General features: G+C 67.6%; 17 protein-coding genes and 1 pseudogene. 9 read left to right on the forward strand and 9 right to left on the reverse strand.

Features of this window, described 5'->3' with window-relative positions:
- Positions 1-8: 8 nt before the first annotated feature.
- From MSG_RS18470 to MSG_RS18485, 4 genes are all read right to left on the reverse strand, one after another.
- A complete protein-coding gene (locus MSG_RS18470) occupies positions 9-959 on the reverse strand; it encodes a respiratory chain complex I subunit 1 family protein (RefSeq protein WP_096444651.1) in 951 nt (316 codons plus the stop codon).
- 5 nt (positions 960-964) lie between these two features.
- Positions 965-2,872, reverse strand: a complete 1,908-nt coding sequence (locus MSG_RS18475; protein WP_232011309.1) for a proton-conducting transporter transmembrane domain-containing protein — start codon at positions 2,870-2,872, stop codon at positions 965-967.
- A gap of 71 nt (positions 2,873-2,943) precedes the next feature.
- Positions 2,944-3,423 carry an NADH-quinone oxidoreductase subunit B family protein gene (locus tag MSG_RS18480; RefSeq protein WP_096441846.1) on the reverse strand — a complete coding sequence of 160 codons (480 nt, stop codon included), beginning with the start codon at positions 3,421-3,423 and terminating at the stop codon, positions 2,944-2,946.
- Between the two features lie 4 nt (positions 3,424-3,427).
- The gene (locus MSG_RS18485; protein WP_096441848.1) at positions 3,428-3,772 is read right to left on the reverse strand and encodes a lsr2/espR transcriptional regulator; all 345 of its coding nucleotides are present in this window, start codon (positions 3,770-3,772) and stop codon (positions 3,428-3,430) included.
- 149 nt (positions 3,773-3,921) lie between these two features.
- Between MSG_RS18485 and MSG_RS18490 the strand changes: the two genes are divergently transcribed.
- Genes MSG_RS18490 through MSG_RS18505 form a run of 4 tightly spaced genes read left to right on the forward strand, consistent with a single transcriptional unit; the run spans position 3,922 to position 9,409 of the window.
- Positions 3,922-4,899 (forward strand): ABC transporter permease, encoded by a 978-nt coding sequence (locus MSG_RS18490; RefSeq protein ID WP_096441849.1) that lies wholly within the window; start codon positions 3,922-3,924, stop codon positions 4,897-4,899.
- Between the two features lie 49 nt (positions 4,900-4,948).
- The gene (locus MSG_RS18495; protein ID WP_096441850.1) at positions 4,949-5,875 is read left to right on the forward strand and encodes an ABC transporter permease; all 927 of its coding nucleotides are present in this window, start codon (positions 4,949-4,951) and stop codon (positions 5,873-5,875) included.
- Positions 5,872-7,731 carry a dipeptide ABC transporter ATP-binding protein gene (locus MSG_RS18500; protein ID WP_096441851.1) on the forward strand — a complete coding sequence of 620 codons (1,860 nt, stop codon included), beginning with the start codon at positions 5,872-5,874 and terminating at the stop codon, positions 7,729-7,731. Before MSG_RS18495 ends, MSG_RS18500 begins: the two co-directional genes overlap by 4 nt.
- Complete coding sequence (locus MSG_RS18505; protein WP_096441852.1) at positions 7,715-9,409, forward strand: ABC transporter family substrate-binding protein; 1,695 nt, start codon at positions 7,715-7,717, stop codon at positions 9,407-9,409. The genes MSG_RS18500 and MSG_RS18505 overlap by 17 nt, the downstream gene beginning before the upstream one ends.
- On the opposite strand, the gene MSG_RS18510 is transcribed toward MSG_RS18505, so the two are convergent.
- From MSG_RS18510 to MSG_RS18520, 3 genes are all read right to left on the reverse strand, one after another.
- Positions 9,396-10,670 (reverse strand): alpha/beta hydrolase, encoded by a 1,275-nt coding sequence (locus MSG_RS18510; RefSeq protein ID WP_096441853.1) that lies wholly within the window; start codon positions 10,668-10,670, stop codon positions 9,396-9,398. The genes MSG_RS18505 and MSG_RS18510 overlap by 14 nt on opposite strands.
- A gap of 84 nt (positions 10,671-10,754) precedes the next feature.
- Complete coding sequence (locus MSG_RS18515) at positions 10,755-13,373, reverse strand: AAA family ATPase (protein ID WP_096441854.1); 2,619 nt, start codon at positions 13,371-13,373, stop codon at positions 10,755-10,757.
- A complete protein-coding gene (locus MSG_RS18520) occupies positions 13,370-14,521 on the reverse strand; it encodes a metallophosphoesterase family protein (protein ID WP_096441855.1) in 1,152 nt (383 codons plus the stop codon). The genes MSG_RS18515 and MSG_RS18520 overlap by 4 nt, the downstream gene beginning before the upstream one ends.
- 328 nt (positions 14,522-14,849) lie before the next feature.
- On the opposite strand from MSG_RS18520, the pseudogene MSG_RS18525 reads away from it, so the two are divergent.
- A pseudogene (locus MSG_RS18525) lies at positions 14,850-16,218 on the forward strand (HNH endonuclease signature motif containing protein).
- Between the two features lie 60 nt (positions 16,219-16,278).
- Complete coding sequence (locus tag MSG_RS18530) at positions 16,279-16,755, forward strand: SixA phosphatase family protein (RefSeq protein WP_096444652.1); 477 nt, start codon at positions 16,279-16,281, stop codon at positions 16,753-16,755.
- Between the two features lie 9 nt (positions 16,756-16,764).
- Here MSG_RS18530 and MSG_RS18535 read toward each other — a convergent pair whose 3' ends face one another.
- Positions 16,765-17,307: a DUF3558 domain-containing protein gene (locus MSG_RS18535; RefSeq protein WP_096441856.1), complete on the reverse strand. Its 543-nt coding sequence runs from the start codon at positions 17,305-17,307 to the stop codon at positions 16,765-16,767.
- Entirely contained in the window at positions 17,304-17,852 is a 549-nt protein-coding gene (locus MSG_RS18540; RefSeq protein ID WP_096444653.1) for a DUF3558 domain-containing protein, read from the reverse strand. Before MSG_RS18540 ends, MSG_RS18535 begins: the two co-directional genes overlap by 4 nt.
- A 185-nt stretch (positions 17,853-18,037) precedes the next feature.
- Between MSG_RS18540 and MSG_RS18545 the strand changes: the two genes are divergently transcribed.
- The 3 genes from MSG_RS18545 to MSG_RS18555 all read left to right on the forward strand — a co-directional run bounded on the left by MSG_RS18545 (position 18,038) and on the right by MSG_RS18555 (position 23,033).
- Positions 18,038-19,786 carry an ABC transporter ATP-binding protein gene (locus tag MSG_RS18545; RefSeq protein WP_096444654.1) on the forward strand — a complete coding sequence of 583 codons (1,749 nt, stop codon included), beginning with the start codon at positions 18,038-18,040 and terminating at the stop codon, positions 19,784-19,786.
- A complete protein-coding gene (locus MSG_RS18550; RefSeq protein WP_232011310.1) occupies positions 19,744-21,654 on the forward strand; it encodes an ABC transporter ATP-binding protein in 1,911 nt (636 codons plus the stop codon). Before MSG_RS18545 ends, MSG_RS18550 begins: the two co-directional genes overlap by 43 nt.
- 224 nt (positions 21,655-21,878) lie before the next feature.
- Entirely contained in the window at positions 21,879-23,033 is a 1,155-nt protein-coding gene (locus MSG_RS18555) for a BTAD domain-containing putative transcriptional regulator (RefSeq protein WP_096441860.1), read from the forward strand.
- Positions 23,034-23,136 lie beyond the last annotated feature (103 nt).

Consider the following 23,136-nt stretch of genomic DNA (forward strand, 5'->3'; position numbering starts at 1 on the left):
CTGGGCCCTCAGGTGCGGACCGTGAAGAAGTTGGCGGCGGTGACCGCGAGTAGGGCCAGCAGAAACGAACCGGCCAGCAGCTCGGGCACCCGGAACAACCGAAGTTTGGCGATGAACACCTCAAAACTGGCGAGCAGCGCAGCGAGCACTACGACCTTGGCCACCACCGCCACGACACCGGTCAGCAATTGAAGCGCGGTCGGCTGGGAGACCGCAATCCCCCACGGCAGGAACAGATTCGCCAGTAGGGCCAGCAGAACGGTGAGGCGCATCCCGGCCGCCCACTCCACCAGCGCCAGGCGGGGGCCGGCGTATTCGAGGACCATCGCCTCGTGCACCATGGTCAACTCCAGATGCGTCACCGGGTTGTCCACCGGCAGCCGCCCGGTCTCGGCGACGATGACGATGACCAGTGCGACGAAGGCGAGCACGGCGGTCAAGGACACGACGCGGTCCGGGTGGGCAATCGTATTCGTCACCAGCGCAGCCAGATTCGTCGATCCGGCCGGGATGGACAGCGCGAAGACAGCTAACAGGATCGTCGGCTCCACCAGAGCGGCGATGGTGATCTCGCGGCTTGCTCCCATCCCGCCGAACGAGGTGCCGGTATCGATGCCGGCAAGCGCGAGCGCAACGGTACCCAGGAAGAGCAGACCCACCACGGCGAACAGGTCGGCACTGGTGTCCAGCGGCGACCCGATCGCGACGATCGGCGCGATGGCAGCGATCAACAGCACGGTCCCGGCGATGATCGCAGGGGCGGCGGCGAACACGATCGTTGTTCCGGAAGGCGTGATCTGTTGTTTGCCAAGCTGTTTGACCAGATCGCGCCAAGGTTGCAGTACGCCGCCGCCGGCTCGGCCTTCCCAACGGGCCCGCACTTGACGGGTTACACCGACCACCACCGGCGCGCCGACGGTGACCACGCCGAGCTGAGCCGCCCCGGCGACATAGGACATCACGTTCACCTGGCGACCACCAGCACGATCAGCACGCCGAGTGCCCCGAACGCCAAGTAGCGGTGCACGCTGCCGGTGTGGGCGCGCCGCACCAACCCGGCCGCGGCGACTACGGCGGCGACCACCGGGGTATAGAGACGCCGTTCGATCGAGTCGGAAATGGCAGTGCGGTAGCTGATCCTGTCGGCGATGAACCGTGATTCGGCCGTATGGGTGACCTCGATGTCGGTGTCGGGGCGCAGCACGTCGTCGAACACCCGCTGCAGCGGCTCGGCGAACGACGTGGCCGTGTATTGCATGCGCTCGGTGAGACCGTCTGCGCCGCAGGCCCATAACGGCAGCACAACCGGTGCGGGCCGGCGACGGGAACGCGACCATGCCAGCCCCGTCGCCGCCAGCGCCGCGGCGATGACGCCGGCCGCGATCACGCCGGGCGCAATCGATCCGGGCAGCCCTGGCAGCCGTATCACGGTGCCCAGACCGGTGAACGGCACGGACCGCGCCAACGGAAAGGCGGCCACGGCCCGGCTGACCGTCGGAGCGACGAACGCCGGTACCACCGCCAGCACCACGCAGGCGGCTGCCGCGATCGCCATGCCGGCGCGCATGCTGGCCGGCGCCTCGCTCGCACCGGCGGCCTGACTGGTGCGGGGCCGGGCCAGAAACCCGATCCCGAAGGCTTTGACCATGGCCGCCACGCTCAGGCCGGTGGCAAGCGCGACCGCGCCGAGCGCCACCGGCGTCACCAACGCCACGACGGGATCGCGTCCGGGCGCGGCATGGATCAAGGATTGGACCAGCAACCACTCACTGACGAAGCCCGCGCCGAGCGGCAGCCCACACGCACCCAGTGCGGCCACTCCGAAAAACGCTGTGGTCAAAGGCATCCGGCGCGCCAGCCCGCCGAGCAGGTCGAGATCGCGCAGCCCGGTGGAGGCCAGCACCGACCCGGCCGCCAGGAATCCGAGACTCTTGAACGCCGCGTGCGCCATCAGATGCAGTACCGCTGCCGCCGCCGCGATCGTTGCCGGGCTTCGGGCGCCGGTGGCGGCGAAAAGTGTTGCCGCACCGAGCGCCAACGTGACCAGGCCCATGTTCTCCGTCGTCGAATAGGCCAGCAGCCGTTTGATATCGGTCGCCACCGACGCCTGCAGCACCCCGTACAGCGCGGATACGGCGCCGACGGCCAGCAGAGCGAACCCCCACCAGCTCGGGCCCGGACCCAGCAGCTGCAGATCGAAGCGAGCGATGCCGTAGATCCCCAGATTGACCATCGCCGCGCTCATCAGTGCCGACACCGGGCTGGGCGCTTCGGGATGGGCGCGCGGCAGCCAGGCGTGCAACGGCACCAGCCCAGCCTTCGACCCGAAGCCGACCAGCGTCAGGATGAACACGGCGGTGCGGGCGCCGCCGGAGACACCGGTGAGGTCGGCGAGCCGGTCGGCTCCACCGGCCGCCGATAACACCATGAGCCCGACCAGGATCGCGACGAACCCGAGCTGGGTCATCACCGCATAGGACAGGGCGGCCGAGCGGACTTCCGGGCGGCGGTCCTCGGCCAGCACCAACATCAGCGACGCGAGCGCCATCAACTCCCACGCCAGCAGAAACGTGGTCACCGATCCCGCGGCCGGCACCAGCACCATCGCCGCGACGAACACCGGCAACACCGCCGATGCGACCCCACCGCGGTGCTCGCGTCTTGCGTACCCGATCGCGTAACAACCGACCGGGACCGCGACCGCGCCGCTGAGTGCCATGAAGAACCCGCCCAGCGGGCCGAATTCGATCCGCACGCCGAACAAGGGGAACAGCCAACCGATGTCTACCGGGCGCACCGACCCGAACATGCCCCGCAGGCCCAGCCAAACCCCGGCGATACCCACTCCCGAGGTGGCAATGCCGGCGATGATCGGACCAAAAGCCGCTCGTGGCAACGTGGTCGGCCGTGCGGCCGTGGCAGGGATCGAGGTGGTGGTGGCCGTCACTTGCCCGTCACCGATCGCAGGGCCGCAACGATGTCGGCGGGCGTGGGCGGGCATCCCGCGATCTCGACATCGACGGGCACCACCTCACCCACCGAACCGGCGACAGCATAGACGTCCTTGAACACGCCTCGGTTCAGGGCGCAATCCCCGCACGCAATCACCACGCGCGGGCGCGGGGTCGCCTCTAGGGTGTTGTGCAGCGGCTCGGCCATGTTGCGCGTCACCACACCGGTGACCAGCAGCGCATCGGCGTGCCGCGGCGACGCTACGAGCCGGGCACCGAACCGCTCGGCGTCGTACACGGGCCCGAACACGCCCGAGATCTCCACCTCACATCCGTTGCATGAACCTGCGTCGACGTGGCGGATCTGCAGGGAACCCCGCACTCCCCCCGGCGGTGGAATTGCCGGCGCCGGAGCCGCGGTCGCGGGCTCGACGACGCGACCGACGTGAAAGATCTTGGCAAGCCAGCCCATTGCGCTAACTCACGCTCCGGTCGGCACGCAGGTCCTCCAACACCGCCACCCGGTCGGCGAGCACTCTGGCGAGAACCGTGCGAGCTACCGCGAGCAGCTCGGCGATATCGGGCGAGGCAATCGAATACGTCACGACGTTGCCCTCGCGGTGCGCGATGACAACCCCCGCGCGACGCAGCACGGCCAGTTGCTGGGAGAGGTTGGACGCCTCGAGTCCGACGTCGGACACCAACAACTCCCCGACGGAGCGGTCCCGCTCTACCAGCAGCTCCAGAATCCTGATCCGCGCCGGATGCCCCAGGGTCTTGAAGAATTCAGCTTTGAGCTTGTAGAGGGGTTTTGATTCCACCTGAGCGCTCCCGAGGACTTCATCGTTGCCGCACTTTAACAATTGAAGAATTCATCATACCGCCGCCCGGCGTCGGGGGAGCACCGCTATCGAGCCAGCCCGCGCCGCTCTCGATAACCTGTCCCAATGCGACGCAGATGCGGTCTGGCGTGATCCGATTCCTGGCGCGCCGCTTCCTCAATTACGTCGTGCTGTTGGTGCTGGCGTCGTTCCTGACCTTCTGCCTGACGTCGGTGACGTTTCACCCGCTGGACAGCTTCGTGCAGCGCCACCCGCAGCCGCCGGCGGAGGCCATCCACGCCAAGGCCGCCTCGCTGGGCCTGGATAAACCGATACCCGTCCGGTACGCGAACTGGATTTCCGGCGCCGTCGCCGGTGACTTCGGCAAAACGGTGACCGGTCACCCCGTCTCGCAGGAGCTGTGGCGGCGGATCGGCGTCAGCCTGCGCCTGGTGGTGATCGGTTCGGTGCTGGGCACGCTGATCGGTGTTCTCGTCGGTGCGTGGGGAGCCGTCCGGCAATACCGGCTGAGCGACCGGGTGATCACCGTGTTGTCCCTGACCGTCCTGAGCATCCCGTCGTTCGTGTTGGCCAGCCTGCTGATACTGGTCGCGCTGCGTGTCAACATGTTCGCCGGGGTGGGAATCTTCCAGTACACCGGTGAGACCGCGCCGATTCCCCCGACGGGATGGTGGGATCAGCTTGTCGAGCGCCTGCAGCACATCGTGTTGCCCAGCGCGACGTTGGCGTTAGGCGCCATCGCGAGTTTCAGCCGGTACCAACGCAATGCGATGCTGGACGTGCTGAGCGAGGATTTCATCCGCACTGCCCGCGCCAAGGGCCTGACCCGGCGGCGCGCGTTGTTCAAGCACGGCCTGCGCACCGCGCTGATCCCGATGGCGACCCTGTTCGCCTACGGCGTCAGCGGACTGGTCGTCGGGGCGGTGTTCGTGGAGAAGATCTTTGGCTGGCACGGCATGGGCGAGTGGGTCGTGCTCGGCATTTCGACCCAGGACACCAACGTCGTCGCGGCGATCACCTTGTTCTCCGGGGCCGCCGTCCTGATCGGCGGATTGCTCTCCGACGTCATCTACGCCGCGCTGGATCCCCGGGTGCGGGTGTCATGACCACCCACGCCGGCGAGGAAGCAGAGCGCAGCGACGAGGAGCGGCGCCGATGACGCAGGACACCACCCAGACGGCGGCCAGATCGCGGGTCGACCAGGCGGGCTTCACGTCGCGCCGGGATCTGGTGCTGCGGCGGTTCATTCGCAACAAACCCGCGCTGGTCGCGTTGACCCTGCTGATGCTGGGCTTCGTCGGTTGCTACGCGCTGCCGCCGCTGCTCCCCTATGGCTACACCGAACTCGACTACACCGCGTTGCTGCAGCCACCGTCGCTTCGGCACTGGTTCGGCACCAACGCGCTCGGCCAGGATCTGTTGGCCCGAACGCTGCGCGGCATGCAGAAGTCGATGCTGATCGGGATCTGCGTCGCAGGGATCTCGACGACGATCGCCGCGACCGTCGGATCGGTCGCCGGGTACTTCGGCGGGTGGCGCGACCGGGCCCTGATGTGGTTGGTGGACCTGCTGTTGGTGGTGCCCAGCTTCCTGTTGATCGCGATCGTCACCCCACGCACCAAGCAGTCGAACAGCATCCTGTGGCTGATCGTGCTACTTGCCGCGTTCGGCTGGATGGTCAGCTCGCGAATGGTGCGCGGTCTGACAATGAGCCTGCGAGACCGCGAATTCGTCCGTGCGGCAAGGTATATGGGAGTGAGCAGCCGCCAGGTGATCATGCGCCACGTCGTGCCGAACGTTGCGTCGATCCTAATCATCGACGCAACGCTCAACGTCGGCTATGCGATTCTGGCCGAAACCGGATTGAGCTTCCTGGGGTTCGGCGTCCAGCCGCCCGACGTGTCGTTGGGCACGCTGATCGCGGACGGCACCCCGTCGGCCACCACCTTTGCGTGGGTGTTCCTGTTTCCGGCCGGCGCGCTGGTGCTGATCGTGTTGTGCGCCAACCTGACCGGCGACGGCCTGCGCGACGCGTTCGATCCCGGCAGCCGGCAAGGACGCCGCAGGAAGCGACGGACATGACCGCCCTGCTGGAAGTCAAGGACCTCGACGTCACTTTCGAGACATCGGACGTTGCCGTGCCCGCCGTGCGGAGCATGAACTACCGCATCGACGCCGGCGAAGTAGTCGCTCTGGTGGGCGAATCGGGTTCGGGCAAAAGCACTGCCGCGATGGCCGTGGTGGGCCTGCTGCCCGAATACACCGACGTGTCGGGATCGGTGCGGCTGCACGGCGAGGAACTGCTCGGGCTGCCCGACCAGGCGATGTCACGGATTCGCGGCAAGTCGATCGGCACCGTGTTCCAAGACCCGATGTCGGCGCTGACGCCCGTCTACACCGTCGGCTCCCAGATCGCCGAGGCCATCGAAGTGCACAACCGCGGCATCAGGCGGGCCGACGCCCACAAGCGGGCGGTCGAGCTGCTGGAACTGGTCGGGATCGCCCAACCCGAGCGCCGTGCCAAGGCGTTTCCGCACGAGCTGTCCGGTGGCGAGCGCCAGCGGGTGGTGATCGCCATCGCCATCGCCAACGATCCCGACCTGCTGATCTGCGACGAACCGACCACCGCACTCGACGTCACCGTGCAGGCGCAAATCCTGGACGTGTTGCGAACGGCGCGCGATGTCACCGGTGCCGGGGTGCTGATCATCACGCACGATCTCGGTGTCGTCTCCGAATTCGCCGACCGGGCAATCGTGATGTACGCCGGGCGCGGAGTCGAGATCGGCACGGTCGACGAGCTCTACCGTGACCGCCGAATGCCGTACACCGCGGGCCTGCTGGGCTCGGTGCCGCGACTGGACGCACCGCAGGGCACCCGCCTGATTCCCATTCCCGGCGCGCCGCCAAGCGTGTCCGCGCTGTCGCCCCACGCCTGCCCGTTTGCTCCGCGCTGTCCGCTGGTGATCGACGAATGCCGCTCGGCGGAGCCTGATCTCGTCGCCGTCGGCGACGGACACTGGGCGGCCTGCATTCGTACCGAGGACGTCGCCGGGCGCAGTGCCGCCGAAATCTTCGGCGCATCAACGCAACCGGATCCCGTGGATGCGGACGGCGGGGCGGCCGGGGAAGCCGCGGTGGTGCTGCGGGTCGCCGGCCTCACCAAAACCTTCCAACTCACCAAGGGTGTGCTGTTGCGCAGGCAGGTCGGTGAGGTGCGAGCGGTGGACGGCATCAGCTTCGCCCTGGAGCAGGGCCGCACCCTGGGCATTGTCGGCGAATCCGGTTCGGGCAAATCGACCACGCTGAGCCAGATCCTCGAACTCACCGCACCCCAGGCGGGCGCGATCGAGATTCTCGGCGACGACGTCGCGACGCTCGACGCGGTCGCCCGCCGCCGACTACGGACCAAGCTGCAGGTGGTCTTTCAGGACCCCGTCGCATCCCTGGACCCCCGGCTTCCGGTGTTCGATGTCATCGCCGAGCCGTTGGCCGCCAACGGATTCGATCGACGGCGCTCCGAAGACCGGGTCGCGGAGCTGCTGACGATCGTCGGGCTCGACCGAAGCGTCGCCGGTCGGTATCCGACCGAATTCTCCGGCGGCCAGAAGCAGCGGATCGGCATTGCGCGAGCGCTGGCGTTGCAGCCGAAGATTCTCCTCCTCGACGAGCCGCTGTCCGCGCTCGACGTGTCGATTCAGGCGGGCATCATCAACCTGCTGCTGGACTTGCAGCAGCGGTTCAGGCTATCCTATCTCTTTGTCTCACATGACCTTTCGGTGGTCAAACACCTGGCGCACCGGGTGGCCGTGATGTATCGGGGAACGATCGTCGAACAAGGCGACAACGACCAGGTGTTCGGAGATCCCCAACACGAGTACACCCAGCGGCTGTTGGCCGCCGTCCCGCGGGCGCACCCCGATGTCGCCGGTCGCTAGCATCGGCCGGGTGAGGCACCCGGTTCGCAGGCTCGCCGCGCTGACGTTGGCGCTCGCGGTGAGCGTGACCGGTTGCTCGAGTGGGTATCGCGACCTGCCACAGGCGCACGCCGCGCGGTTCGGCAGCACCAGCGACATCAACCCGCGCGATCCCGCGACGCTGCGCGACGGTGGCAACCTGCGGCTCCCGCTGTCGCTGTTTCCGGACAATTTCAACGAATTGAACATCGACGGCAACTCCGCCGACACCGGTGAAGTCATTGCGCCCACGCTGCCCGGCGCCTTCAACACCCAGCCCGACGGCACGCTGAAGCTCAACACCGATTACTTCACCGGCGTCGAGCTGACCAGCACCAACCCGCAGGTCGTCACCTACACCATCAACCCGAAGGCAACCTGGAACGACGGTTCCCCGATGACGTGGGAAGACCTCGAGGCCGAGGTCAACGCGTCCAGCGGTCGCGACAAGCGATACCTGATCGCCAGCAGGGCCGGGTTCGAGCGAGTGAAGTCGGTCACCAGGGGCGTCGACGACCGGCAGGCCGTGATCACCTTCGACAAGCCGTACGCCGAATGGCGCGGCATGTTCGCCGGCGGAATCCAGCCCCGCAGCATGACTTCGGATCCCGAGACCTTCAACAGCGGACAGCTCGAAGCGCCGGGCCCGTCGGCCGGACCGTTCGTGGTGTCGACGATCGACCGATCCGCGCAGCGCATCGTGCTGACCCGCAATCCGCGGTGGTGGGGCGCCAAGCCGCGGCTGGACTCCATCACGTTCCTGGTGCTCGACCCCGCCGCCGTCATCCCCGCGCTGCAGAACAAGGCGGTCGACGCGGCGGGTGTGGGCACCCTCGACGACGCGGTCATCGCCGAGCGCACACCGGGAATCGTGATCCGGCGCGCGCCCGCACCCACCTGGTCCCACTTCACCTTCAACGGCGCGCCCGGGTCGATCCTCGCCGACGACAGGCTGCGGTTGGCGATCTGCCGGGGCATCAACCGGCAAGCCATCGTCGACGTCGTCCAGCACGGCCTGACGCCGCACCCGGTGCCGTTGAACAACCACGTCTTCGTCGACGGCCAGGTCGGCTACCAAAACAACAGCGCGCCGGGTGACTACAACCCCGAACAGGCCCGCAAGGATCTGGACGCCCTGGGCTGGAAACTCAACGGCTCGGTGCGAGAGAAGGACGGCAGGCAGCTGGCGGTGCGCGACGTGTTCTACGACGCGCAATCGAATCGGCAGGTTGCCATGGTCGCCCAGAACAATTTGGCGCAGATCGGCGTCAAGCTGGTACTGGACGCAAAGTCGGGCAACGGCTTCTTCAGCCAGTATGTCAGCGTCGGCGACTTCGACGTGACTCAATTCAGTTGGGTGGGTGGTGCTTTCCCGCTCTCGGCGCTACCCCAGATCTACACCTCGGACGGCGACAGTAACTTCGGCAAGATCGGCAACGACGCGATCGACGCCAAGATCGACCAGACGCTGTCCGAGCTGGACCCGGACAAGGCGCGTGCGCTCGCCAACCAGGTGGACGCAATGCTGTGGCAGGAGAGCTTCAGCCTGCCGCTGTTCCAGACGCCGGGCAACATGGCGGTACGCAGCGACCTGGCGAACTACGGGGCGCATGGAATCGCCGATATCGATTACACAGCAATCGGATTCACCAAGAGCTGACTCGACACGGCGTCAGCCGTCGCCAGGGCCGTGCCAGCGACGGCAAGGACGGTAGCGTTCCCTCGGCAATGGCCGCCACCTCGACCGCCTTCCACAGCAGGCGCACGGCGGGGCGGGCCGGAAGCGCGTCCAGCATCGAGACCTGGTCGGCAAGCTCGTCGATCTCGCCGCGGCACACTGCCCCCGCAATGGCCAGCGCGGCGGGCTCACGAAAGTCCAGCGCACTGTGCCCCATCGTCGGTAATGCCAGCAGCATCGACTGCGGCACCAACGCTGCCACTTTTTCTGCCACCGACCGCGGGGTGACCAAGTCCCGACCGCCGGAAATCAACACCGTCGGCCACGTGAATTTCGGCATCTCGGCCACCAGGTCATATGGCTCGGCCTCGAACGTCTCTGTGCTGCTCATGATTTCGCGTATCGCCGCGGCCGGATCGAACGGCAGACCGTCGGGCTCGGCGGCGTAGTCCAGTTCACGAAAGGCGATGCGGCCGACCAGATCGATCTCGTAGTGGTAGGGAACCTTGCGACTGACCACCGCGCTGAACCGGGACAATATGTGCCACAACAGGGTTCGGCCGGAGAGCAACAAGTCGAGTTCGCGATTCAGCAGCGGGGCCCCGCCGTAGGCGTAGATGGTCGCGGCAACTTCCCCCGCCAGCGGGGCCATCAGCCCGGCGTCGATGAGCTTGCGGATCTTGGGGGCCAACGCGGCGGTCTCCGGGGCGGTGCCGTCAAGGAGCAAGCCGCGAATCGCCTCGCGGACGAGCGTGATGTCGTGGTGCGACAGCAGCGGTGAATCCAGGATCATGGCGTGCACCCGGCCGGGATGCCGCACCCCGAGCCCGGCCGCGATGTAGGTGCCATACGACGTTCCGTAGACGACGGCCGAGTCCACGTGCGCGTCGTCCAGCACGGCGGCGACATCGTCGACCACCTGGTCGACGGTGAGCGCGGCCGGCGGCAGATCCGCCCCGGCGTCGTCGTGCCGCGACATTCCCACACCGCGGTGCTCGATCATGATGACGTCGAGCCCGGCCTCAGCCGCGCGCCGCCGCAGCCCCTTGTAGACCTGCATCGACGCCACCCCCGGGCCGCCCGGGATGATGACCAGCGGATGGGCGGACTTGTGGCCGGTCCGGACGTAGTACAGGTCGAACTCGGCGATGCCGTCGGGTGAAACCGGCCTGCGCACGGGACGAACTCCGGGCATGCCCGCCAACTTTTCCTGCACCCGGCGGCGTCTCGCGTTCATCGTCATCGGTATCGGCCCGCCATGACCCCATTCTGCCGACGTCGAACCTCGTCAGCAGCGCGGGAGGTGGTCCGCCGGCTACTTGTGGCGCTACACGCGCAGATCGATGCGGTGCGCGCCGCGCACACCGTCGTAACGGTCGGGACTGCAGGTCAGCACGATCACCTGCCCGTGAGCGCCGACGGTGTCGAAGACCTCGCCCATCTTGGCCAGCCGGTCCGGATCGGTGAACCCGAGCGCGTCGTCGACCACGACCGGCACGGCGTCCTCCTTGGCGACCAGCGCGGCGCCGGCCAGTCGGGCCAGGATGCCGAGCTGTTCCTTGGCTCCACCCGACAGCGACTCGTAGGGCACGGTGACGCCGGCCAGGGTGCGGCTGCGGATGCACAGATCGCTGTCGACGTCGACCTCGAACGTGGGCCCGAATACCGGGCGACCGAGGCGCTGCAGTTCGGTGCGGTACGGCTCGACGTAACGCAGCCGGGTGCTGTCGCGGTGGCGTGCCATCACCGATCTCAACAGTTGCGCGGCGCGGGCGCGTCCGCCGACCCGGGAGTGGGCGCTGGCGGCGTGCTCGCGTTCTATCTCCGCGGCGTCGAGCTTGCCCTGGCGGCCCTCGCCGCCGAAGACCGACAGCTCGATGCTGACCTCACGCAGCGCGGCGGCGGCTTCTTCGTAGCGGTCGCGCAGCGACTCGACCGCCTCGGTGGCCTCCGCCAACTCGGCGGTCACCGTGTCCGGCGTCGCGGCGGCTAGGGCTTCAGTCAGCTCGGCGGCCCGCCGCTCCGCCGCCGCTGCGGCCTGGGCCTCGGCATTCGCCGACAATGCCAGCTGTTCGTCGGCGGCCAACGCGCGCTCCTGGGCGAGTTGCGCAGTGGCCCTGTCGAGTTCGGCTCGCTGAGTGGCCGCTTCGCTCTTCAATACCGTTGCCCGGGTAAATATCGCGGACAGGCGCGACTCGGCGTTCGCCGCGGCCTGCCGATCGGCGTCGCATTCGGCCTCGGCCGCCACGCGCGCCGCCTCCGCGGCGTCGAGCTCGGCACGGGCGGCGGTGATATCCGGCAGCAGACCGGCTTCGGCCGGCTGATCGGCCCGCAGCCGCGCCAGGCGGGTCCGGATCTCGTCCAGCTGTTCGCCACCAGACAGGCCGGACAACGTCGCACTCAATTGGTCTCGGCTTCCTTGCAACTCGCGCCGGCGCCGGTCCTCGGCCCGCGCCGCTTCGAGGTCCGCGACCTGGCCTGCCGACAGGCCCAAGGCGAGCTCTTCTTGTGCTGCAGCATATTTCCCCTGAACATCCAGCGCCGTCGTCGCCGGGGTGATCCGGGCGGACAGAACACCGGGAACCTCGACTGCGGTGGTGCCCGTGACGGTGGTCGACCAGCTCTGCCCCGCTGCCAGCGAAACCCGATGCTCGCCGAGGGCGAGTTCGATGTCGGCGGCCGCGGTGAACTCCACAGTGGTCGAGATCAGTGCCAGCTGATCCCCGGCGCGATCGACTGCGGCGGCGGCCTTCTCGATTCGCTGCATGAGCTCTTCGCTCAGCACCACGGCGGCGAGCTCGGCGCAGACCCTGTCGTGGTCACCCCGGACGGCCTCGATTCTGGCGAGCCGCGCGCTCAACCGGTCGATCTCGTCACGTTCGGCGATGTGGTTGACGGTGCGCCGCGCGGATTCGGCATGACGTTGCCGCTCGGCGAGGGCGGACAGCGATTCGGCCACCGCGGCGCGGGACGCTTCAGCCTCTTCCTGTGCCGCCTCGCGAGCCTCGGCAGCCTCCCGGGCCTCAGCCTCGGCTGTGGTGACAGTGGTTGTACGGGAGTCGATTTCGGTGAGAAGACGCAGGCGACCGTTGTGTGCGCTTGTCGCCGCGGTGCTCGTCGCCGCCGCGGCGGCCGCGACGAGCTCGGCTTCGCGTGCCTGACGGGCGAGTTCCTCGATCTTGTCGGCGGCGGTTTGCGCGGCGACGAGCCGGGGCTCGGCGGCCAGCCGCAGCTGTGCAAGCTCGGCCACCTGATCGGTCAGTTCGGCATGCCGGCGCACCCGCTCGTCGACCTCGGCGACGGCAGCCACACGCTCGGCCAGCACCGACTCGGCGTCGGCCAATCGCGAGATCGCCGCGGCCCATTCCCCGGTGGGGCGCCCGGTGGGGGTGAAGTAACGCGCGTACTCGGAATCGATTCGCTCGATGAGCAACGGCTCGGTGCCGGTCAGCGCGGCGACGTCACCGGCCGCCACGTCGAGCGCGCGCGACAGCGCATCGCATCCGGACAGATCCACGGCAGCTGTCGACGTGGCCTGCAGCACCCGCTGGGCATGCCAGAGGTCGTTGTCGACCGTCTCGGCCAGCATGGACCGCACCCGTTCGTGGGCTTCATCGCCGGTGAGCTGTTCGCGGCGCGGCGTCAGCACCGTCAACTCCGTCTCGGGCCTTTTGTGGAAGCGCTTCCGGTAGATGAAACGGTATGCGCCGCAGCTGATTTCAGCGGTGACCTCGGAGCCGACATCGCTGTTGGTGGGTTTGGCCTGCTTGACTTCCTTCTTCGTCGAGCGGTCCCTCGACTCCAGCAGCAGGTCCAGTGCCTCGATCATCGACGACTTGCCGATCTCGTTGGCACCGCACACCACCACGACGCCGTGGTCGGGAAATTCGATCTCCCGGTGGGCGATACCGCGATAGTTGGTCAACACCAACCGGTGTAGCTTCACGCCGCACCGCGATCGGTCAACCGCAACAGCAGCGCCAGCGCCGCCTGCGCGTCGACGGCGGATTCCGTGTCACCCTCGCGCGCGGTGGTGACCAGCTCGTCGACGGCCGCCGCGGCGAACCCTCCGATGCCGAGGTCGGTGAATTCGCCGTCGGCCGGAATCACCGCGAGATCCGTGTGGCGTTCCCACAGGCCGAGGTGAGCGAACAGCCGCGCGTACCGATCCAGGCACGCGTCCAGCGCCGCGCGGTCGGTGACCGACAGCGAACCCGTCAGTGCCAGCCGCACCACCGTGCGGTCCTTGTCGGTCATCAAATCGAGATTCATGTCGAGGTCCGCGATGTCGCGGCTGTCGTCGACCTGCCGGTGCAGGGTGACGAACCGCCAGCGGCCCACGTGCCGTGCCGTCACGGAGACGGTGGCACGCGGGTCGCCGTCGTCGATGTCGACTACCAATATGTGGCCGGGGTCGGATTCGACGTCGTCGAAATTGGTGACCTCCGGTGAACCGGAGTACCAGACCCGACCGGTGTCGCCGACCTGGGTGAGCGAATGCTTGTCGCCGAGTGCGACATAGTGCACCGCGCCGCGGGCCAGCGCGTCATCGAGTTGCGCCCGCCGGATGAGCGACGGCTTGTCGCGATCGGGGTCGAGGACGTCGACGCCGCCGTGGGCGACCAGAACCCGGATGGCCGGGCCTGGTTCGAGGTCTTCGAGAACGTCGGCCACCAGGTCGGTGGTCGGGGCCTTGGATCGCCACGGCGCGGAGACGATCTCGAGTCCCGGCCGCACCTCGTGAATCCCGGCCCGATCCAGCACGTGAACGTTGTCGGGACGTTCGGCGGTGAACAGCGCGCTGGTGTACACCGACGACGCGTCCAACGGATCGTGATTGCCCGGCAGCAGGTAGACGGGAATGCCGATGGCGCGCATGGCTTCCAGCGACTGGCCGATCACCTGTGGGGCAAGCTGGTTGTGTTCGAAGACATCGCCGGCCACGACGACGAACTCCGCGCCCACCTCGGCAGCCAGCGCGCCCAGGCCGGCCACGGCGTCCCGCCGCGCAGCCGAATACCGCGGCTGGGCATCGCCGGCGAGGAAGTGTCGGGTCATGCCCAGCTGCCAGTCGGCGGTGTGCAGGAATCGCATCCCGGACCCCCTTTCGAAGGTGTGTGGCTGGCAGGCACTGCGAGTCTATGGCGGCGCACCGACAACACCGGGGAAGCGCACCGGCATGCCACGACCTGGGATTCGGACCATCCAGACTCCCGCTGCCGATGCGCCGCCAGATCTCGACCAGCCTCGGCATATTGCGGTCCACTTCTTCCTCTATGCCGGGTCAGTGTCGGATCCCGGAGATGTGTCGTTGTGCCCGCCTCTGAGCGACAATGGTGGGCAGTCAAAACTCTTGTGTCACTGTGGTTTCAGTGGTTTCTGGGCGGGGGTTTTTGTCGGTGGGTGTCGCTAGCTTGACGGTATGAGTTCAGCGGATGACCAGGAAGCCACGGCGGCCTTCGACGCCCTGGACAAGGCGCTGGACACCGTGGCCGGGCTCAACTTCGCGGCATCCAACACCCGAAACCGGCTCGCCTCGCTGCGGCGCTGCGAGCAGATTCGTCGTCGCCTGCCAGCGGTGGAACATGCGCTGATCAACCAGCTTGGCCGCGAGGCCACTCCCGAGGAGTTGGGGGCACGCTGACGCACGCGGTGGCCGAGGCGGCGTTGATCAGCCGGGCCGCGACCTCCCGGCGGGTGCGCGAAGCCGCCGACCTCGGCGCGCGGTGCGGGTTGACCGGCCGAACCCCTAGCGCCCGTGTTAGCCGCGACGGCCGCCGGGCAGCGGGAAGGCCGGTTGGGTGCGGGGCAGGTGGCGGTGATCCGCCGCTGCTATCACCAGCTGCCCGGGTTCATCGACGCCGACACCCGCGCGGCCCCCGAAGCCCACCTGGCCGCACTCGGTGTCTGCCACCGGCCCGAGGACCTGGCCGGGCTCGCCCAGCACCTGATGGACTGCCTGAACCCTGACGGCAACTACACCGACGATGACCGCGCCCGCCGCCGCGGCCTCACCCTGGGCACCCAGCAGGCCGACGGCATGTCGGCGCTGCGTGGCTGGCTCACCCCCGAAGCCCGCGCCACCCTGGAAGCCGTCCTGGCCAAACTCGCCGCCCCCGGCATGGGCAACCCAGACGACGAGCAGCCCCTGCGTGGACGGAAGTCCCAGTGAGCAGGCCATCGAGCAGGATTCACGCAGCGCGGGGCAGCGCAATCACGACGCACTCAACGCCGCCCTGCGCGCGGTATTGGCCTCCGGAGACTTGGGGCAGCACAACGGATTACCCGCGGCGATCATCGTCTCCACCACCCTGACCGAACTGGCGGCAGCCGTCGGGCAAGGGGTTACCGGCGGGGGCACCCGGCTACCCATCAGCGACGTCATCCGCCTGGCCCGCCACGCCCACCACTACCTCGCCGTCTTCGACAACAGTAAGGCGGTGGCGCTGTATCACACCAAACGCCTGGCCTCACCAGGGCAACGAATTGTGTTGTACGCCACGGACCGCGGCTGCAGCGCTCCCGGCTGCACCGTGGGCGGTTACTACTGCGAAGTTCATCGCATCACCGACTACGCCCAATGTCGCAGCACCGACATCGACGAGCTGACCTTCGCCTGCGGGCCGCATCACCGACTCCTCCGACCAAAGGGCTGGACCACCCGAAAACACCCCAACGGCAAAACCCAATGGATCCCCCCACCACACCTCGACCACGGTCAACCCCGCACCAACACCCACCACCACCCCGAACAGATGCTCCTCGAGGAAAATGACGACGAAGCCGCATAGCGCACCCGACCACCCGCTAGCGTGACTCGGGTGAGCGAATTCCGGCGCACCCTGCTGCTCATGCGGCATGCGAAATCCGCGTACCCGCCCGACGTTTTCGACCACGAGCGCCCGCTGGCGCCTCGCGGCATTCGGGAAGCCGGGCTGGCCGGTGATTGGCTGCGCGCCAACGCGCCCCGCATCGACGCTGTGCTGTGCTCCACGGCCACGCGCACGCGGCAGACCCTGGCCGAGGCCGGCATTGACGCCCCGGTGCAATACCGCGAGCGCCTCTACGGCGCTGCCCCCGGGACGATGATCGACGAAATCAACGGAGTCGCCGACGAAGTCGCCACCTTGCTGGTAGTCGGGCACGAACCGACGCTGTCGGAGGTCACCCTGGGGCTGGCGGGGGCCAACGGCACCGATGCCGAAGCATTGCAACGCCTTTCGGAGAAGTTCCCGACGTCGGCGATCGCGGTGTTCACGGTGACCGGCGGCTGGGCTGGCGTGGAACTCGGCAGCGCCGCGCTAGTCGAGTTCCACGTCCCGCGCTGAAAGCAACAGCTAGGAGTTGGTGGACAGCGTCAGCTCCATGAGCTTGAGGGCCTGCGCGCACGCGTCGATGCCCGGGGCCTGGGGATTGACCCACCAGCCGACCACGCCCGCCGCGTCGCTGGCCACGCCGCAGGCACCGTTCGGGTCGTCGGTGCGCATCACGATGGACGCCACGCCCGCGATGGCGCGCTGCTCGACCTTGTACTTCAGGAAGTCGGCGACCTTGCGCTCCTCGCTCAGGCTGCCCTGCTCGAACCAGAACCGGGTGATGTCGATCAGCCCGGCGGGGTTGGCCGCCTGCCACCGACAGATCGCACCGACGAACGTGCTCTGGATGTCCAGTGGATCGGCGCCCACGGTCTTGGCCAGGATGTCACTGGTCAGGACTTCGCATTCCTTGAGCAGGTTCGGATACTGCTGCTGCGAGTTGTTGTTGCGCGGGACGTTGCCACCGGCCTTGACCGCCTTGCCGCCAATGGATTCCGAACAACCGGTCAGCACCGCCAGCGCGGTGATCACCGCGGCCGCACAGCGCGCACCACGCCACGTCATTTCGAATTCGCAATCGACTGGCGGGCCAGCTCTTTGGCGATATCGCACGGAGGCGGGAACGGCTTCTGGCTGAAGCTGATCGACCATTCGATGAAGTCGTCCTGGAACTGGATCCCAACCTCGCACAGCGAGTCACCCAGGTTGGGCTCGTTTCCGACCGCGATGAAGCCGCTGTGCCCGTTGATGTTGATGTCGTCGACGCTGGCGCGCGATAGTTCCTCGGTCTTGCGTTCCCGTCCGATGGGGCTGCCGCGATACCAGGAAAACGAGAAGTGCGGGCCGAGGATGCCACCGCCAGCCAGCCACTGGCATCCGACGGAGTTGCGGGCGGTGTTGTTCAGCCCCGACACCTTGGTCAGTTGCGCCACCGTCTGATCGTTGATGCCGCCACATTGCGGGAACATCGGTCCGTGGTGGCCCTCGGAATCGCCGGGCGCCGCCGACGTCGTCGCTCCGGGCTTGTTGTCACCGGAACTCGAGCAGCCGGCAAGGACCAAAATCGTGGCCAACGCCGCGAGGGCCAGCGCCAGTCGGTTACGCCGCACCACTACCCCGCTTCGCCTCAGCCCGTCGCTGGTCCACACGATGCACTGTAGCGGCCGCCCAGCGGGTCAACCACCGACGCGCCAGCTGAGCAGGCATTTCAATGGTTTCGCCGGATGCGGTCGGAGCGCGCAACCCGGCGGCGCCGCTCCAGCCCGCGTCGGCGACAGTGTGCGACAGTTACCAAATGCTCCTGGCACTGCTGCGCCAGTACATCCGGCCCTACCGCCGGCTGGTCGCGGCGCTGATGGCGCTCCAGCTGATCAGCACCCTGGCGTCGCTGTACCTGCCGACGGTCAACGCCGCGATCATCGACGACGGCGTCTCCAAGGGCGACGCGGCGACGATCGTCCGCCTCGGCGGGGTGATGCTGGCAGTCACCGGACTGCAGGCATTGTGCGCGGTCGGGGCCGTCTACTTCGGGTCGCGGACCGGGATGGGGTTCGGGCGCGATCTGCGGTGGGCGATGTTCGAACACGTCACCACGTTCTCCGAGCCGGAGACCGCCCGGTTCGGCGCGCCGACCTTGCTGACCCGCACCACCAACGACGTCCGGCAAATTCAATACCTGGTCCAGATCGGGGCCACCGTCCTGGTGACCGCGCCGATCATGTGCGTCGGCGGAATCTTCATGGCCATCCACCAGGAGGCCGCGTTGACGTGGCTGCTGGTGGTCAGCGTTCCAGTGCTGGGCATCACCAACTACTTGATCATGTCCCGCATGCTGCCCTTGTTCCGCAGCATGCAGAGCCTGATCGACGGCATCAACCGGGTACTTCGCGACCAGCTGGCCGGCGTGCGCGTGGTGCGGGCGTTCACCCGCGAGGGCTTCGAACGCGACCGGTTCGCCCGCGCCAATGCGGCGCTGTCGGACGCCTCGCTGACCGCCGGCACATGGCAGGCGCTGATGCTGCCGGTGACCACGCTGACCATCAACGTGTCCAGCGTCGCGCTGATCTGGTTCGGCGGGCTGCGCATCGACCGCGGCCAGATGCAGGTCGGCTCGCTGACCGCCTTCCTGGCCTACTTCACCCAGATCCTGATGGCGGTGTTGATGGCGACGATGACGCTGGTGGTGCTGCCGCGGGCGTCGGTGTGCGCCGACCGGATCACCGAAGTGCTGTCGACCCGCCCCGCCATCGGCAGCCCACAACGACCCCAGTTCCCCGCCGCCGGGATCACCGGCGCGCTGCGTGTGGACGGCGTGGGCTTCCGCTACTTCGGTGCCGATCGCCCTGTGCTGCAGGGCATCTCGTTCACCGCGCGGCCCGGGACCACGACAGCGGTGGTGGGCAGCACGGGTTCGGGCAAGTCGACGCTGCTTTCGCTGATCTGCCGGCTCTACGACGTGACGGCCGGCGCGGTCGTCGTCGACGGCGTCGACGTCCGCGAATACCAGACCGAGCGGCTGTGGTCGGCGATCGGGCTGGTCCCCCAGCGCGGCTATCTGTTCTCCGGGACCGTCGCGGAAAACCTGCGCTACGGCGCGGCCCCGGGCCAGGTGCTCACCGACGACCAGATGTGGGAGGCGCTGCGCATCGCCGCCGCCGACGACTTCGTGCGGGCCGACAAAGACCGGCTGCAGATGCGGGTGGCCCAGGGCGGGGGCAACTTCTCCGGTGGACAACGGCAACGGCTGGCCATCGCGCGCGCCGTCATCCGCCGCCCCGCCATCTATCTGTTCGACGACGCCTTCTCCGCCCTGGACGTGCACACCGACTCCCGGGTCCGTGCCGCGCTGCGCGAAATATCCGGTGACGCGACGATCATCGTTGTCACCCAACGCATTGCGACCGCCGCCGAAGCCGACCAGGTCATCGTCATCGACAACGGGCGCCTCGTCGGCGCGGGCACGCACGAATCGCTGCTGGCCGACTGCCCCACCTACGCGGAATTCGCCGACTCCCAGACGGTGGAAGTCGGGCGTGCACCGTGACGGACTTCTGGGAATCGGCGATCCGACTGGTCAAAAGGCTTGCACCACAACGAAACCTGGCGCTGTCCGTCATCGCGTTGGGCATCACCGGGACGGCGATCGGCGTCGTGGTGCCGCGAATCCTGGGCCACGCGACCGATCTGCTGTTCAACGGAGTGATCGGGCGCAGGCTGCCCGCGGGGATCACCAAAGCCCAGGCCGTCGCCGCGGCCCGGTCGCACGGCGACAACGCCTTCGCCGACTTGCTGTCCGGGATGAACGTGGTACCCGGACGCGGCGTGGACTTCGGCGCGGTCGCGCGCACCCTGATGCTCGCTCTGGCCCTGTATCTTGTTGCTGCGCTGCTTATTTGGGCGCAGGCCCGGCTGCTCAACGTCACCCTACAGCGCACGATCCTCGCGTTGCGGTCCGACGTCGAAGACAAGATCCATCGGCTGCCGCTGTCCTACTTCGACGGGCGTCAGCGCGGCGAGCTGCTCAGTCGGGTGACCAACGACATCGACAACCTCCAGTCGTCGCTGTCGATGACGATCAGCCAGCTGTTGACGTCGACTCTCACCGTGGTGGCCGTGCTCGCCATGATGGTCTTGATCTCGCCGCTGCTGGCGCTGATCACCGTGCTGGCCGTGCCAATTTCGCTCGCGGTCACGCGGGCAATCGCACGCCGTTCGCGTCGGCTGTTCGTGGCGCAGTGGACCAGCACCGGGCGGCTCAACGCGCACATCGAAGAGACTTACAGCGGATTCACCATCGTCAAGACGTTCGGCCATCAGGCCGCGGCGCGCGAAAAGTTCCGCAGGTTCAACGACGACGTATACCACGCGAGTTTCGGCTCTCAGTTCTTTTCCGGTCTCATCGCACCGGCCACGGCGTTCGTCGGCAACCTCGGTTACGTCGCGGTCGCCGTCATCGGTGGCCTGCAGATCGCCGGCGGCCACATCACTCTGGGCAACATCCAGGCGTTCATCCAATACGTGCGGCAGTTCAACACGCCGCTGGGCCAGGTGGCTGGCATGTACAACACCCTGCAGTCCGGGGTGGCCAGCGCCGAGCGGGTGTTCGACCTACTCGACCAGCCCGAGGAGGCGGCGGACCGGCAACCGGTTGCCGGTCCGCCGGGACCCCCGCCGAACGGCCAGCGCGCGCCGCTACCCGGCCGCGTCGAATTCGAGCACGTGGACTTCGCTTATCGCCCGGGCACCCCGGTGATCGAGGACCTGTCGTTGGTGGCCGAGCCCGGCCGCACGATCGCGATCGTCGGTCCGACGGGGGCCGGCAAGACCACCCTGGTGAACCTGCTCATGCGGTTCTATGACGTCGATTCCGGCCGGATCCTGCTCGACGGCGTCGACATCACCGCGATGAGCCGCCAGGACCTGCGATCGCGCATCGGCATGGTGCTGCAGGACACGTGGCTCTTCGAGGGGACGATCGCGGAGAACATCGCGTACGGACGACCGGACGCCACGGAAGAAGAGGTGATGGCCGCCGCAGCGGCCGCCTACGTGGACCGGTTCGTCGAGACCCTGCCGGCCGGCTACCGGACCCGGGTCAGCGGGGACGGCGCGACCATCAGCACCGGCGAGAAGCAACTCATCACGATCGCGCGCGCATTTCTCGCCCGCCCGCAGTTGTTAATCCTCGACGAGGCAACCAGCTCGGTCGACACCCGCACCGAGGCCCTGATCCAGCGCGCGATGGGCGAGTTGCGACAGGACCGGACGAGTTTCATCATCGCGCACCGCCTTTCGACCATTCGCGAGGCCGACCGCATCCTGGTGATGCAGGCCGGCCGCATCGTCGAACAGGGCACTCATGACGAGCTCCTCGCCCGGCACGGCGCCTACCATGCCATGCTTCGGGCCTAGTCACGCGGCGTGCGGGCCGGAAACCGGCCAGTAATCTCACCTAATCAGTTTCCGCACAACGGAATTAAAATCCAGGAGGTCCTATATCGGGACCGGCTGCAGCGACGCGTCACGCCCGAATCATGCGGTTTTACTATCGAATCCACGCGGGTGGTATCACAATTGGTATCGGGCCTGGAATCAGGCCGACATTCGGCCAGACCGGGAAGGGGTGATGGGCGGCGATGGCAGACAGACGCCTCGAGTTCGGCCTGCTCGGCCCGTTGGAGATGCGTGTCGACGGTGCCTTGGTGCCGCTTGGCACCCCGAAGCAGCGCGCGGTGCTGGCCATATTGCTGATGAACCGCAACAGTCCGGTCGGCGTCGAGCGGCTTATCAGCGCGTTGTGGGCGGGCCAACCGCCCTCGGGGGCGAGGGCGAGTATCCACTCCTACGTCTCGAATCTACGCAAGCTGCTCAGCGGCGAAGGAATCGACCCGCGCGTCACGTTAGCCGCGGCACCGCCGGGATACCGCCTTAGTGTTGCCGAAAACAGTTGTGATCTCGGGCGTTTCATCGCCGAAAAGACCGCCGGCATCCACATGGCCGCGGCCAGTCGCTTCGAGGACGCCAGCCGGCACCTGTCCGCCGCCCTGGCGCAATGGCGCGGGCCGGTGCTGGAGGACTTGAGCGACTTCGAATTCGTCGAGACCTTCGCCACCGCTCTCGTCGAGGAGAAAATGCTGATCCACACCGCGCTGGCCGAGGCCGAAATCGCTTGCGGGCGTGCATCCGGCGTGATCTCCGAACTCGAAGCGCTGATCGCCGAACACCCGTACCGCGAGCCGCTGTGGGTCCAGCTGATCACGGCCTATTACCTCACCGACCGCCAATCCGACGCCCTGTCCGCCTACCGGCGCGTGAAGACGCTGCTGGCCGACGAACTCGGGATCGACCCGGGACAGACCTTGCGCACCCTCAATGAGCGGATCCTTCGCCAAGAGCCGCTCGACGCAAAGAAATCGGCCAAGACCACGGCCGCTCATACGATTACCGTGCTCGACAAACACACCCAGGTGTCGGAGCGCTCGGCGGTGGCGTTCCTGCACGAAACCTCCGGCCGCAGCTACCCACTGCAGGCGACGGCGACCCGGATCGGGCGCCTGTCCGACAACGACATCGTGCTGGACAGCGCGAATGTCAGCCGTCACCACGCCGTCATCATCGACACGGGCACCAACTACATCCTCAACGACTTGCGGTCGTCCAACGGAGTGCACGTCCGGCACCAGCGGGTCCGTTCGGCGGCCATGTTGAACGACGGCGATCACGTCCGGATCTGTGACCACGAGTTCACCTTCCAGATCGTCCCGGGCGGCGGCGCCACGACGGTGCACTAGGCCTTGGCTGCGCGCCGGCCCGCGCGCAGAATGTTTGCCGTTCTCGGCCGGGCAAGCCGCCGGGCGCCCCGCGTCCGGAATGCCCGCCCCGGGCGGGCCGCGT

Origin of the sequence: Mycobacterium shigaense, assembly GCF_002356315.1 — a bacterium.
GTDB classification, from domain to species: Bacteria; Actinomycetota; Actinomycetes; order Mycobacteriales; family Mycobacteriaceae; genus Mycobacterium; species Mycobacterium shigaense.

What these genes read in the sequence shown, in the direction of transcription:
- MSG_RS18555 (WP_096441860.1), top strand. Translation starts at nt 21,879, where the DNA reads ATGGCAGACAGACGCCTCGAGTTCGGCCTGCTCGGCCCGTTGGAGATG.
- MSG_RS18500 (WP_096441851.1), top strand. Translation starts at nt 5,872, where the DNA reads ATGACCGCCCTGCTGGAAGTCAAGGACCTCGACGTCACTTTCGAGACA.
- MSG_RS18470 (WP_096444651.1), bottom strand. Translation starts at nt 959, where the DNA reads ATGTCCTATGTCGCCGGGGCGGCTCAGCTCGGCGTGGTCACCGTCGGC.
- MSG_RS18510 (WP_096441853.1), bottom strand. Translation starts at nt 10,670, where the DNA reads ATGACGATGAACGCGAGACGCCGCCGGGTGCAGGAAAAGTTGGCGGGC.
- MSG_RS18545 (WP_096444654.1), top strand. Translation starts at nt 18,038, where the DNA reads ATGCTCCTGGCACTGCTGCGCCAGTACATCCGGCCCTACCGCCGGCTG.
- MSG_RS18505 (WP_096441852.1), top strand. Translation starts at nt 7,715, where the DNA reads ATGTCGCCGGTCGCTAGCATCGGCCGGGTGAGGCACCCGGTTCGCAGG.
- MSG_RS18535 (WP_096441856.1), bottom strand. Translation starts at nt 17,307, where the DNA reads ATGACGTGGCGTGGTGCGCGCTGTGCGGCCGCGGTGATCACCGCGCTG.
- MSG_RS18480 (WP_096441846.1), bottom strand. Translation starts at nt 3,423, where the DNA reads ATGGGCTGGCTTGCCAAGATCTTTCACGTCGGTCGCGTCGTCGAGCCC.
- MSG_RS18530 (WP_096444652.1), top strand. Translation starts at nt 16,279, where the DNA reads ATGCGGCATGCGAAATCCGCGTACCCGCCCGACGTTTTCGACCACGAG.
- MSG_RS18495 (WP_096441850.1), top strand. Translation starts at nt 4,949, where the DNA reads ATGACGCAGGACACCACCCAGACGGCGGCCAGATCGCGGGTCGACCAG.
- MSG_RS18520 (WP_096441855.1), bottom strand. Translation starts at nt 14,521, where the DNA reads ATGCGATTCCTGCACACCGCCGACTGGCAGCTGGGCATGACCCGACAC.